Genomic DNA, 12917 nt, shown 5'->3' on the forward strand with positions numbered 1-12917 from the left:
AAGGATTCCCCCATGTCCTCCCAACCCCTCAAAATCCTCGTCATCGGCGGTTCCGCCGCAGGTCCAAAGGCCGCCGCCAAGGCACGCCGTATGGACGAGCACGCCTCCATCACGCTGATCCAGAAGGAGGCCGATCTCTCGATGGCCTCCTGCGGCTACCCCTATTACATCGGCGGGGTCTTCGACGACCGCAACCAGCTCATCTGCACCCCGGCCGGCATCGTTCGAGACCCCGATTTTTTTGAGAAGGCCAAGCGGATCGAGGCGCTGGTGCAAACCGAGGCGCTGTCGATCGACCGCGACGCCAAGACCGTCACCTGCCGCCATCTGCCGAGCGGCGAAACCAAGACTCTGCCCTACGACCGGCTGGTCATCGCAACCGGCGCCTCGCCGCTCTATCCGCCGGTACCGGGCAGCGACCTCGACGGCATCCGCACGCTCCACAGCCTGGGCGACGCGGATGCGCTGCGCGCGGTGCGGGACGCGGGCAAGGTGACCAAGGCCGTCGTGGTCGGCGGTGGACTGATCGGATTCGAGGTGTGCGAGGCATTGCACCTGGCCGGTATCCAGACCACGGTCATCGAGAAGACCGCGTCGATCCTGCCCTTCCTGGACCCGGATCTGGCCAAGCTGGTCGAAAATCATGTCCGCTCCAAGGAGGCGGACATCATCACACACAACGGCGTGGCCGCTTTCCTCGGCGAAAACGGCAAGCTGTCGGGCGTGAAGCTCGACAACGGCACCGAGCTGCCCTGCGAGCTGGCGGTAATCGCGGTCGGCGTGCGACCCAACATTGAACTGGCGCGCGAGGCCGGACTCACGATCGGCGCCAAGGGCGGCATCGCGGTCAACGACCAGATGCAAACCTCGGATCCCAACATCTATGCCGCGGGCGACTGCGTGGAATGCCGCTCGCTCATCACCGGAGAGATGCTCCGCGCACCCTTTGGCGACATCGCGAACCTGCAGGGACGCGTGATCGGCCGGAACCTGATCGAGCCCGGCAGCGCGAGCTTCCCCGGCATCATCCACACGGGCATCTGCAAGATCTTCGACTTCACCGTCGGCTTCACCGGTCTGATCGAGGCCGCCGCGCGCGAGGCCGGATTCGACATCGAAACGGCGACCGTCTCGGGTCTCGATATCCCCGGCTACATGCAGGGCAAGCTGCTCATCAGCAAGATGATCGCCGACCGCAAGAGCGGCAGGGTGCTGGGCTTCCAGTGCATCGGCCCCGGCGACGCCAGCAAGCGCATCGCCACGGTGGCTATGGCGATCCGAGGCAATCTGACCGTGGATGACCTCTCCAATGCCGATTTGCCCTACGCGCCGCCCTACTCGCTCGCACTCGACCACGTGATCGTGTCCGCGCACGTCCTAGAGAACAAGCTGCTCGGACACATGAAGGGTGTCTCGGTCACGGAGGTCAAGCAACGGGTCGACAGCGGCGCCAACTGCTTCATCCTGGACACCCGCAGTCCGCAGGAATTCGAGGAGATGCGACTCGGAATCGGCGAGACCCTGATCCCTCTGGGGGCGCTACGCGGCAGACTGGACGAGTTGCCGGCTGACAAGGACAGAGAGATCATCCTCTACTGCAAGATCTCGCTGCGCGGCTATGAGGGGGCGGCCATCCTGCAGGCGCACGGCTGGACGCAGGTGAAGGTGATGGAAGGCGGCATCATGGCCTGGCCCTATCCGCGAGAGAAGTAGCTACCAGCCACCAGCCACCAGCCACCAGCCAATTCGGCTGGCGGCTGGCGGCGTGAATCAATGGTGGGCGATCTGCTTCTCGGTGAAGAGATAGTCCTTGAGTTCCTTGTCGAAGGTCGAATCCTTGCGGCGGATCCACTCCAGCACCATGGCCGCGTGCTCCTTCTCCTCGTCCCGATTGTGAGCGAGGATGGCCTTCAGATCCTCGTCCTTGCAGGCATCGACGCGCTGGTTGTACCAGTCGACAGCCTCCAGCTCCTCCATCAGCGAAACGATCGCCCGATGCATGTCGCGGGTCTCGTCGGACAATTCCTCGATCGGCTCGTGATAGCCTTCATTAGACATGGAAAACGCTCCTCTATTGTGAATGGATGCGCCAAGGAATCCAGGCGCATGAGAGTAGAAGCATTGTCAGTCCGAGGGACGGGGAACTCAACCCGCTCGTCCCGCGAAGCGGGAAGAGCCTCGCTCAGTAGCCCTGGTGATGCAACGTCTCGATAAGAATTTCGCGATTGCGATAGCGCACGTCCTGCCCCAAGGCGACGTAGATCACCTGCTCGGCAATGTTGGAGGCATGGTTGCCAATGCGCACCAAACCGTGGGCACAGGTGAGCAGACACACCACCTGCCTTTGGTTCAATCCCTTTTGGTCATCCTCGCCAAGCAGATGGCGAACCTCCGTCGAGGCGTCGGACAGGCGCGGCTCGTCCTCGAAGATCGCCAACGAGAGAGCGACATCGAAATTGACGACGGCCCGAATGCTGCGCTCGAACATGGAGCAGGCCGCATCCTCGAGCCGTCCGAGCGCGGCTCTCAGGTCATCCCTCAGATAATCCGAGTCGCCGCTCAGCTTCTTGAGCTCGAGCGCCTGCTCGGCGACGATCTTCGACTTGTCCCCGGCCCGCTCCGCGTCGCTGGCGATCTTGGAGAGCGCCAGCACGATACGCAGGTCGACCGCAGTCGGCTGACGCCGCGCGATGACGCGGAAGACCTCTTCGTCGGCGTCCAGGGACAGATAGTCGATCTGCGGCTCGCGATCCAGAACCCGATAGGCCTGACTGTCATCGCGATCCACCAGCGCCATTACGGCGGATCGGGCCTGTCCGACCACATGCTCGCCCATCTCCAGGATGATGGCGCGCAGCTTGGCGAGCTCCTCGTCATAGCGACGCACGGTATGCCCGCCGGCAAGGTCGGAGGCGACTCTGGGAGGATTTGAATCAGTCATTTCAGCTCCGCCCCGCAATGCTCACCCGAAGCGCCCGGTGATGTAGTCCTCGGTCAACCTGTGCTTGGGGCTGGTAAAGATATCGTTGGTCTCTCCAATCTCGATCAGATCGCCGAGATGGAAATAGGCGGTACGCTGCGAAACACGCGCCGCCTGCTGCATCGAGTGGGTGACGATCGCGATGCTGTATTGGGAACGCAGCTCGTCGATCAGTTCCTCGACGATCGCCGTGGCGATGGGATCGAGCGCCGAGCAGGGCTCGTCCATCAGGATGACCTCAGGCGAGACGGCGATGGTCCGGGCGATGCAGAGACGCTGCTGCTGACCGCCGGAGAGCCCGGTTCCCGGCTGGTCGAGCCGGTCCTTGACCTCCTCCCAAAGTCCGGCCTTGCGCAGACTGCTCTCGACCAGTGCGTCGAGCTCGGCCCGGTTGTTGGTCAGACCGTGGATCCTCGGACCGTAGGCGACGTTCTCGTAGATCGACTTGGGAAAGGGATTCGGCTTCTGGAACACCATGCCGACACGGGCCCGCAACGGCACCGGATCCAACGACTTGTCGTAGATGTCCTGCCCATCCAACAGGATGGAGCCCGTCACCCGACAGCCGTCGATGGTGTCGTTCATGCGGTTCAGACAGCGCAGAAAGGTGGATTTGCCGCAACCGGACGGTCCGATCATCGAGAGAACCTCGTTCTTCCCGATATCCAGACTTACCCCTTTGATCGCCTTCTTAGGACCATACCAGACCTCTACATCGCGACAGGTCATACGTGCGTCGGCGACCGTAAAATCGCCAACCGTCGCCCTGGAATGCTGCTCGCCCGCCAATTCGGCGGAGCTCATGGCTCCAGTCGTCTTTTCCATTACCTCAACCACCGTGCTCATAAATCTAAAGCCTCGAAACTCTGTGTATCGGCGCTCGGTGCTACCAGCGACGCTCGAACCGACGACGCAGCAGAACCGCCGCCAGGTTCATCAGGAATAGGAAGGCCAGCAGAACCATGATGGCCGCCGACGTGCGCTCGACGAATCCGCGTTCAGGACTGTCGGCCCAGAGGAAGATCTGCACCGGAAGCACGGTGGCCGGATCCGTGAAGCCGCCCGGAACGTCGACGATGAAGGCGATCATGCCGATCATGAGCAGCGGGGCCGTTTCGCCCAGGGCGTGCGCCATGCCCAGGATGGTTCCAGTCAGCATGCCGGGCATCGCCAGCGGCAGAACGTGATGAAATTGGGTCTGCAAGGGGGAGGCGCCCACGCCCAGCGCCGCCTCGCGGATCGAGGGGGGAACGGACTTCAAGGCCGCGCGGCTTGAGATGATGATGATGGGCAGGGTCATCAGGGTCAGCACCAGCGCGGCGACCAGCGGCGTCGAGCGCGGCACGCCGAAAAAGCCGATGAAGACGGCGAGACCGAGCAGGCCGAAGACGATGGACGGAACCGCCGCGAGGTTATTGATGTTGACCTCGATGAAATCGGTCCAGCGATTCTTGGGTGCGAACTCCTCCAGATAGAGCGCCGCGCCGACGCCGATCGGGAACGACAGGGTCAGCGCCAGAACCAGCGTGTAGAAGGATCCCATCAGCGCCCCGGCGATTCCCGCGAGTTCGGGCTCGCGCGAGGTGCCATGGGTGAAGAAGATGGTATTGAAACGTTTGGCGACCCGCCCCTCCTTCTCCAGACGGTCGATCCACCCGATGACCTGATCATTGACGCGCCGGTCGGCTGCGGGGGCATTGCGATCGATGTACCCCTTGACCAGCATGTCGATATCGTCATCGACCAGGATCCAATAGTCCTGGGTGGTCCCGACGAGGCTCGGATCCGCGACCACCTCTTCTGCGAGGAGCTGGGGCGCACCGACGCTGATGATGGAGTTGAGCTGACGACGCACTCGGCGGTCCTTCACCTCGGGGAAGAACTGGCGTAGCGACTGACGAATCGGCGTCATGTAATCCGCGCGGGCCAGGGTCTGCGGATCGCGCGTGCCCTCGGGGTCGATGAACTCCTCGGACAGGGTGACCGGCAGCTGGATATAGGTCTGCTGGAAGGCGGTATAGCCCTTGCTGATGATGTCGCCGAACAGGAGCAGCACGAAGGCGAGCCCCAGACCGACCGCCGTGGCGCCGATCAAGCGGAAGCGACGTTCCTTGGCGTAGCGGCGCTTCAGCGAGGCATTGACGATGTCGGCGGCACGCCTCGGCGTGGCGGAACCCGAAGGTGTGGATGGGTTAGTCATATTGCTCTCGATACTTGCGCACGATCGTCAGGGCGATGACGTTCAGGACCAGGGTTACCATGAAGAGGGTCAGACCCAATGCGAAGGCCGCCAGGGTCTTGGCGCTGTCGAACTCCTGGTCGCCGGTCAGCAGGGTGACGATCTGCACCGTGACGGTGGTGACGCTGTCGAGCGGATTGGCGGTGAGATTGGCGGCCATTCCGGCGGCCATCACCACGATCATGGTCTCACCGATGGCACGCGAGACGGCGAGCAGAATGCCGCCGACGATTCCGGGCAAGGCCGCCGGCACGATGACGCGGCGAATGGTCTCGGACTGGGTCGCGCCCAGGGCGTAGGAGCCATCGCGCATCGACTGGGGAACCGCGTTGATGACGTCGTCGGACAGCGAGGAGACGAAGGGGATGATCATGACCCCCATCACCAGCCCCGCCGCCAGTGCGCTCTCGGAAGCGACGTGCAGACCGACGGATTCGCCCAGCTCGCGCACGAACGGAGCTACGGTCAACGCGGCGAAGAAACCGTAGACCACCGTGGGGATGCCAGCCAACACCTCGATCACCGGCTTGGCGAACGCGCGCACCTTGCGCGAGGCGTATTCGGACAGATAGATGGCCGCCATCAAACCGATGGGGACAGCGACTAGCATGGCAATCGCCGACACCATCAGGGTCCCGGTGAAAAGCGGAATGGCTCCGAACTCGCCGGATGCGCCGACCTGATCGGCACGCAGCGCGATCTGCGGGCTCCAGTTGATGCCGAGGAAGAAATCCAATGGCGGGATGCTATGGAAGAAGCGCAGCGACTCGAACACCACCGACAACAGGATACCCAGGGTCGTCAGGATCGCGATCGAGGAGAAGAGGATCATGATGCCCTTGACGATGGTCTCCACGCGGTTGCGCGCGCGCATCTTGGGGGCGGTATGGGAAAGCGCCAGGGCCAGGCCAGCGATCGCGGCCGCCAGTACCACCAGCCACTTGGCACCGCTTGCGATCCATTCGAGCCGGGCGAACTGATCCGCCGCCGCTTGAATCTGCGGGGTCACGGTCGAGGACACGATATTGCCGGTGGCGAGATTCTTGATGTCGTTGATCAAGAGACCAAGCCGCCCTTCGGACAAACCGTTCACGATATCGGGAGGCAGGGACGAGGACACCAGGGCCGTGATGATCTGATCCTGAAACCCCGACCAGAGCCCCAGCAGCAGCAGCGCGGGGATACCGGCCCAGAGCGCGGCGTAGAGACCGTAATAGACCGGCAGCGAATGCAGCGTCTTGATCTGAGCGATACCGCCGGCACCCGAAATGGCGCGCTTGCGGCCCAGGTGATAGGCCGCAGCCATAACTGCAAGCAACAAAAGAATGAGAGTCCAGGCGTTCATCGATATCCAGGTGACGTAAAGACAAGAGCCGATGGCCCATGGAGCCATCGGCGACTGGCGAGGCGTCCCTGCCCCGCAGGAACTGGCGCCCGGATTACTCGGGCTTTGACATCGGAGTGAGCGCCTTGGCCGCCTTGGCCACGCTGGCGCGCTCGGCGTCGGGCAGAGCGATCAGGCCCTTGTCGGCGAGATAACCCTCGGGACCCCAGGCCTTCTCGCTGGTGAACTCGGCGATGTATTCCTCGATACCGGGAATGGTGCCGACGTGCGCATCCTTCACATAGAAATAGAGCGAGCGCGAAATCGGATAGGAGCCATCCGAAATCGAGTCATAGGTCGGCTCGATACCCTCGATCTTGGAGCCTTGCACCTTGTCGCCATTCTGGTCGAGGAAGCTGAAACCGAAGATGCCGAGCGCCGAGTGATTGGCGACGAGCTTCTGGACGATCAGGTTGTCGTTCTCGCCAGCCTCGATATAGGCACCGTCCTCACGGAGACCGTGGCAGACCGCCTTGTATTTGCTCTTGTCGGTCGTCTTCAGCGCCTTGATCTCGGGGAAGGTCTTGCAGCCACCTTCCATCGCCAGCTCGGCGAAGGCGTCACGGGTACCGGATGTCGGAGGAGGACCCAGCACCTCGATCTTGTTGTTCGGGAAATCGGGATTGACGTCATGCCAGGTCTGGTTCGGGTTGGCCATGAAGCCGCCCTTGCCGTCCGGGATGTCCTTGGCCAGGGCCAGGAAGATCTCGCGAAGCGTCAGGTTGTAACGTCCAGCCGCCTTCGAGTTGGCGATGGAGATACCATCGAACCCGATCTTGACCTCGGTGATGTCCTTGACGCCGTTCTCCTGGCAGGTGTCGAACTCGGAGCCCTTCATACGACGCGAGGCGTTGGTGATGTCCGGATGGTCGACGCCGACACCCGCGCAGAACAGCTTCAGACCGCCACCGGAGCCGGTCGACTCGACCTTGGGCGTCGCGAAGCTCGTGGTCCGACCGAAGGTCTCGGCCACGGCGGTCGAGAAGGGGAATACCGTCGAGGAGCCGACGATGTAAATGCTGTCGCGGGCCATCGCCTGCGTGGAAATGGACGCCACGCCCAACGCAACGGCTGCGGCAATCATCGTCTTCTTCATAGCGAAAATCCTAATAGGTACAAAAAAGGTACCGATATTCTCTGCTTTACCCATGCATATTCTATGAAGGACTAATGACGATTCCGTGACAGCCCGTCGACAATAAGATCCATTCGACACAAACGATTCGGAACATCTCGACGAACGGGCGTCATGAATAAGCGCGACCGATCACTTGTCATTGACCGCCCGATCCTTGAGCTGCCCGAGCGAGCGCACCAAACGCAGACTGGCATTGAAGAAGTCGTCGCCGGGATCGTCTTCGCAGGTCGCGCGAATACGACTCATGGCGGCATCGATCTGGGCGCCCCGCAGCACATCGCGCCCCGTAACCAAATTCAATCCACTGACCATCCCGGACAGCCACTCCCGATAGCGCAGATACTCCTCGTCGATCAGTTCGGGCGGGATATCCGCGCGAGGCACCACGGCCAGGAACGAGGTGCACGACTTGACGCCGTATCCCCAAAGCGCCGGAGCCGTCTCGGCACGCTCCGCCCAGGACGGCGCGACGCAGAAAACGGCTACCGCCAGGCAGGCAAACCGCAAAACAGGGATTGAAGAAGCAGGGTTCATATCGGAAAACCTCAATCGGGATGCGAATAGGAAGGTGCTGAGGGTATCATCAGCGGATTTTTCGGCTGCCGGTCAATCCAGCTATGCGCGTCCTGATGATCTCGGATGTCTATTTTCCTCGCGTCACCGGCGTTTCGACGTCGATACAGACGTTTGCACGCGAGTTCGTCGCCAAGGGACACGAGGTCACCCTCATCGCGCCCGATTATGGCAGTAGCGCGCAAGAACCTTTCGAGATCATCCGCGTACCCTCGCGCTACCTGCCGATCGACCCGGAGGACCGCATCCTGCAGCCGTTCAGAATCCGGGGACTCACCGCCTCACTCGCCAGCCGAGGGTTCGACCTGCTGCACATTCAAACCCCCTTCATCGCCCACTATTCCGGTCTGGCACTGGCGAAGCGATTGGGCATCCCCGTCGTCGAGAGCTATCACACCTTCTTCGAGCAATACCTGCATCACTACGTCTCTTTCGTTCCATCCCGCTGGCTGCGGGGTGCCGCGCGCTATTTCTCGACCGCCCAGTGCAACGCGGTGGACGCGCTGGCGGTACCCTCGCAGGCGATGCTCGACGTGCTCGCGCACTACGGCGTCAATACCCGCGCGCAGGTCATTCCGACTGGGATCGAACTGGTTCAGTTCAGCCAGGGCGACGGCAGCCGCTTCCGCGCGCGCTACGGCATTCCGCCGGAGCGGCCCATGCTGGTCCATGTCAGCCGGCTGGCATTCGAGAAGAACATCGAATTCGTCCTGCGTTCCTTCGCCCGGGTCGTGAAACAGGTCCCGAACGCGCTGCTGGCGATCGCCGGAGAAGGCCCCGCCAAACAGCCGCTCGAACGGCTGACCGCCAAGCTGGGGCTCACAGACAACACGCTCTTCACCGGTTATCTGGACCGGGACGGCTCGCTGGAGGATTGCTATAGCGCCGGCTCGGCCTTCATCTTCGCCTCGCGCACCGAGACACAGGGATTGGTCCTGCTCGAAGCCATGGCGCTTGGCGTACCGGTCGTCTCGACGGCGGTCATGGGCACGAAAGAGGTCTTGGGAGACGGTCGAGGCTCGCTCATCGCCGAGGAAAATGAGGAGGACTTCGCCAACAAGGCGATCCGCCTGCTGACCGACCGATCGCTCCGCGAGCGGCTCTCGGCAGAGGCGGTGGAACACGCCCGCTCATGGTCGTCGCCGGTACTGGCCGAGCGGATGCTCGAACTCTACGAGGAGGTCGTGGAAAAGGGGCGCGGAAAGGGACATCCTGCGGTCGCAGCCAACCACGCCCATTCGGAAGAGCGCGGCCGGCCATCGGCTCCGGAACTGACACGGACTCAAGCCGGCTGATTCGAACCGGCCCGGAAACTGAAGAACGAAAACGCCACTCAGGCCATCACATCGATCAGGGTACCGAGCATCTCGTCTGCGGCACCCACGACCTTCGTCGACGCCTCGGCCTGACGCAGGCTCTGCGTCTGCTCCACGAGCGGCTCGGCGACGTCGCGACTGGCCGTCCCGTTCATCTGCTGGCTGCTCGCAATCTCGGCCGCGCTGCGACTCATGCCATTCATGCCGACCGACATGCCGGCGAGCCCCGATTGTAAGGCGCTCGAAACCATCATGGCCCTCACCTCGCTTGTAAATCCAGCCTTTGGACCACTCTAGCGCAAAGACCAACCGCGATCATCGTGAATGGTCCGCCTTTTAGATGTGCGTCACGAATCCGTGCGGCCATGCCCGGCCGCACGACTGGCGAGAGCCCGCGCGGTCTCGTCGCCCAGATAGGCATGAATCAGATAACGCCCCAGATAGATGACCGGGGTCAGGGCGATGGCGACGACGAACTTATAGAGATAGTTGACGGTTCCGACCGCCAGGAAGAGCTCCATCGACCACTTCTGAGGCCCCAGCACGAAGGCGATATAGAGGACGACGAAGCTGTCGATGAACTGCGAAATCAGGGTCGATCCGGTCGCACGCGCCCAAACGTAACGCTCGCCGGTCAGGCGTCGAATCCGGTGGAAGATGATGACGTCGAGCAGTTGACCGACCAGAAAGGCGATCACCGAACCCGCAATGATCCACATCCCCTGGCCGAAGATGACGCTGTAGGCGGCCTGCATGTCCGGCACGCCCCGCGATGCCTGGATCCCGACCCACCAACCGGCCGGAACCAGACTGATCGCCAGATAGGCGAAGCCGAAGGCATAGATGATGAGCCCGACGGTCAGATAGGAGAGAAAACGGACCCCGCGCCGGCCGAAATACTCGTTGATGATGTCCGTCATGATGAACACCACCGGCCACAGCAGCACGCCAGCGGTGAAGTTCAAGGAACCGGACTGACCGAACAGATCCCAGTCGAGCGGGGCGAGCCCCAGCGTATCCTCCAAGGCGAAGATCTTGACGCCGAGAAACTCGGCGATCAGCGCGTTGCAGACGAAGAATCCACCGAGAACGACGAAGAGCTTGGTCGGCCGATCGAACGTCATGGGTTCCCCTCGCTATTCCCTGTCAGGTTCGAACGGACGCGGAGCCCCTCGCCAACCCGAACCCATGCGCAGACCGCGCCGCGACACTCAGGACTTGGGCAGGGTCACACCACGCTGGCCCTGGTACTTCCCGCCACGATCTCTATAGGAAGTCTCGCACACCTCATCCGATTCGAGGAACAGGATCTGGGCCACGCCCTCGTTGGCGTAGATCTTGGCCGGCAGTGGCGTGGTGTTGGAAAACTCCAGGGTCACGTGCCCTTCCCACTCGGGCTCCAGCGGGGTCACGTTGACGATGATGCCGCAGCGCGCATAGGTGCTCTTGCCCAGACAGATGGTCAGGACATTGCGCGGGATGCGGAAATACTCGACCGTGCGGGCGAGCGCAAACGAATTTGGGGGAATGATGCAGACGTCGGACTTGAGATCGACGAAGCTGTTGGAGTCGAAATTCTTGGGATCGACGATCGCCGAGTTGATGTTGGTGAAAATCTTGAACTCGTCGGCGCAGCGCACGTCGTAGCCGTAGCTCGACGTGCCGTAGGAGATCACACGCCCAGCATCGCCCTCGCGCACCTGGGCAGGTTCGAAGGGTTCGATCATCCCCTGTCCGGCCATGCGGCGGATCCAGCGGTCGGATTTGATGGCCATCGGGAAGCCTCACACAAAAATAACGCGCGAGCATACAACGCGGCAGGGCCGCCCGCAAAATCCTCAACCCGATCGACACACGACCAACCGCCCGTAAGGCATCCCAGGCAACGGTTTTTTACCTGGATGCAGCGCAGCGAAACCCCGAACGGCGCCCGCAAGAGCGCCGCCGGGTGGGATTGACGCGCGACCGGCCTCAGGTGTTCTGAATGACGATGCGCGGGAATTTGGAGGCGTAGTCCTTGGCCTGCAGCGACAGCTTGGCCGCAGTCTTGCGGGCGATCTCGCGGTAGATGGCGGTGATGCGGGATTCGGGCTGGGCGACCACGGTCGGCTTGCCGCTATCGGTCTCTTCGCGGATGTGGATGTCCAGCGGTAGCGAGCCGAGCAGATCGACACCGAACTGCTCCGACATCGAGACACCGCCTCCCTGACCGAAGATATGCTCCTCGTGGCCGCACTTGGAACAGATGTGGGTGCTCATGTTCTCGACGATGCCGAGCACCGGCACCTCGACCTTCTGGAACATCTTGAGTCCCTTGCGGGCGTCGAGCAGTGCGATGTCCTGTGGCGTGGTGACGATGATGGCACCCGAAACCGGCACCTTCTGGGCCAGGGTCAACTGGGTGTCGCCAGTACCCGGCGGCAGGTCGATGACCAGATAGTCGAGGTCGGACCAATTGGTATCGTTGAGCAACTGCTCCAGCGCCTGGGTAACCATGGGGCCACGCCAGATCATGGGCGTCTCTTCCTCGATCAGGAAACCGATCGACATGGCCTGGAGATCGTAGCTGTTCATGGGCTCCAGGGTGCGGCCGTCATTGGACTCGGGCTTGCCGGTGATACCCAGCATGCGCGGCTGCGAGGGTCCGTAGATGTCGGCGTCCAACAGACCCACGCGCGCGCCCTCGGCCGCGAGCGCCAGGGCCAGATTGACGGCGGTGGTCGACTTGCCGACGCCGCCCTTGCCGGAGGCAACAGCGATGATGTTCTTGACGTTGTCGATCGGCTTGAGCGACTTCTGCACCGAATGGGCCTTGATGTCCCAGTCGACCGTAACCTCGGCCGTGGCGACGCCGGGCACACCCATGACGCACGCCTGCACCGCGTCGGCGATACGCTGCTGAACACCCTGGGCCGGAAAGCCCAACCGCACCTGAACCCGAACCGCATCGCCATTGATGTCGATCGACTCGACGGCATGCGCGGCGACCAGATCGCGCCCGAGATGAGGCTCCTTATAGCCCTTGATCGCCGCTTCGACGGCTTCTTTGGTGATGTCAGACATGTAGGAAAACTCCGTTGACTTGTTTTTGCGCTCCATCGGGCCGGAGACACTGCCGACGCTGGACTGGCGTGCGGATCCGGCCCGATGCGAGAGATCGTCGGGTCGTGGCTAGCTTGGCATTAGCGAATGCTAATTCAACCCTGAATCGCGCACTCTATCACAGATAACCGACCTTCCAGCAAGGGAATTAGCCGCGAGCACGCCAAGCCGCAAATGGGGCGATC

Annotated in this window: 13 protein-coding genes; 2 read left to right on the top strand and 11 right to left on the bottom strand. The window is 62.3% G+C overall.

The window, feature by feature from the left end:
- Positions 1–12: 12 nt before the first annotated feature.
- The gene (locus tag ACFSJC_RS15755; RefSeq protein WP_386028067.1) at positions 13–1713 is read left to right on the top strand and encodes an FAD-dependent oxidoreductase; all 1701 of its coding nucleotides are present in this window, start codon (positions 13–15) and stop codon (positions 1711–1713) included.
- A gap of 57 nt (positions 1714–1770) precedes the next feature.
- Here ACFSJC_RS15755 and ACFSJC_RS15760 read toward each other — a convergent pair whose 3' ends face one another.
- The 7 genes from ACFSJC_RS15760 to ACFSJC_RS15790 form a co-directional block, all read right to left on the bottom strand.
- Complete coding sequence (locus ACFSJC_RS15760; RefSeq protein ID WP_386028069.1) at positions 1771–2058, bottom strand: encapsulin-associated ferritin-like protein; 288 nt, start codon at positions 2056–2058, stop codon at positions 1771–1773.
- Positions 2059–2182: 124 nt separating this feature from the next.
- The gene (phoU, locus tag ACFSJC_RS15765; RefSeq protein ID WP_386028070.1) at positions 2183–2941 is read right to left on the bottom strand and encodes a phosphate signaling complex protein PhoU; all 759 of its coding nucleotides are present in this window, start codon (positions 2939–2941) and stop codon (positions 2183–2185) included.
- A 21-nt stretch (positions 2942–2962) separates the two neighbouring features.
- Positions 2963–3826, bottom strand: a complete 864-nt coding sequence (gene pstB / locus ACFSJC_RS15770) for a phosphate ABC transporter ATP-binding protein PstB (protein ID WP_386028071.1) — start codon at positions 3824–3826, stop codon at positions 2963–2965.
- A 40-nt stretch (positions 3827–3866) separates the two neighbouring features.
- On the bottom strand, positions 3867–5180 hold the full coding sequence (pstA, locus tag ACFSJC_RS15775) for a phosphate ABC transporter permease PstA (protein ID WP_386028073.1): 1314 nt from the start codon (positions 5178–5180) through the stop codon (positions 3867–3869).
- Positions 5173–6564, bottom strand: coding sequence for a phosphate ABC transporter permease subunit PstC (gene pstC / locus ACFSJC_RS15780; protein WP_386028074.1), 1392 nt, complete (start codon positions 6562–6564; stop codon positions 5173–5175). The genes pstA and pstC overlap by 8 nt, the downstream gene beginning before the upstream one ends.
- Before the next feature lie 94 nt (positions 6565–6658).
- A complete protein-coding gene (locus tag ACFSJC_RS15785) occupies positions 6659–7699 on the bottom strand; it encodes a substrate-binding domain-containing protein (RefSeq protein ID WP_386028076.1) in 1041 nt (346 codons plus the stop codon).
- 171 nt (positions 7700–7870) lie between these two features.
- Positions 7871–8275, bottom strand: a complete 405-nt coding sequence (locus ACFSJC_RS15790; protein WP_386028077.1) for a hypothetical protein — start codon at positions 8273–8275, stop codon at positions 7871–7873.
- An 83-nt stretch (positions 8276–8358) separates the two neighbouring features.
- Between ACFSJC_RS15790 and ACFSJC_RS15795 the strand changes: the two genes are divergently transcribed.
- Positions 8359–9609 carry a glycosyltransferase gene (locus ACFSJC_RS15795; protein WP_386028079.1) on the top strand — a complete coding sequence of 417 codons (1251 nt, stop codon included), beginning with the start codon at positions 8359–8361 and terminating at the stop codon, positions 9607–9609.
- Between the two features lie 38 nt (positions 9610–9647).
- Here ACFSJC_RS15795 and ACFSJC_RS15800 read toward each other — a convergent pair whose 3' ends face one another.
- From ACFSJC_RS15800 to apbC, 4 genes are all read right to left on the bottom strand, one after another.
- The gene (locus tag ACFSJC_RS15800) at positions 9648–9884 is read right to left on the bottom strand and encodes a hypothetical protein (RefSeq protein WP_386028081.1); all 237 of its coding nucleotides are present in this window, start codon (positions 9882–9884) and stop codon (positions 9648–9650) included.
- Positions 9885–9977: 93 nt separating this feature from the next.
- Complete coding sequence (locus tag ACFSJC_RS15805; RefSeq protein WP_386028083.1) at positions 9978–10754, bottom strand: queuosine precursor transporter; 777 nt, start codon at positions 10752–10754, stop codon at positions 9978–9980.
- Between the two features lie 87 nt (positions 10755–10841).
- Complete coding sequence (gene dcd, locus ACFSJC_RS15810) at positions 10842–11405, bottom strand: dCTP deaminase (RefSeq protein ID WP_386028084.1); 564 nt, start codon at positions 11403–11405, stop codon at positions 10842–10844.
- Between the two features lie 196 nt (positions 11406–11601).
- A complete protein-coding gene (apbC, locus tag ACFSJC_RS15815) occupies positions 11602–12693 on the bottom strand; it encodes an iron-sulfur cluster carrier protein ApbC (protein WP_386028086.1) in 1092 nt (363 codons plus the stop codon).
- Positions 12694–12917 lie beyond the last annotated feature (224 nt).

The sequence above is a fragment of the Thiorhodococcus fuscus genome (genome assembly GCF_042682685.1).
Lineage (GTDB): Bacteria > Pseudomonadota > Gammaproteobacteria > Chromatiales > Chromatiaceae > Imhoffiella > Imhoffiella fuscus.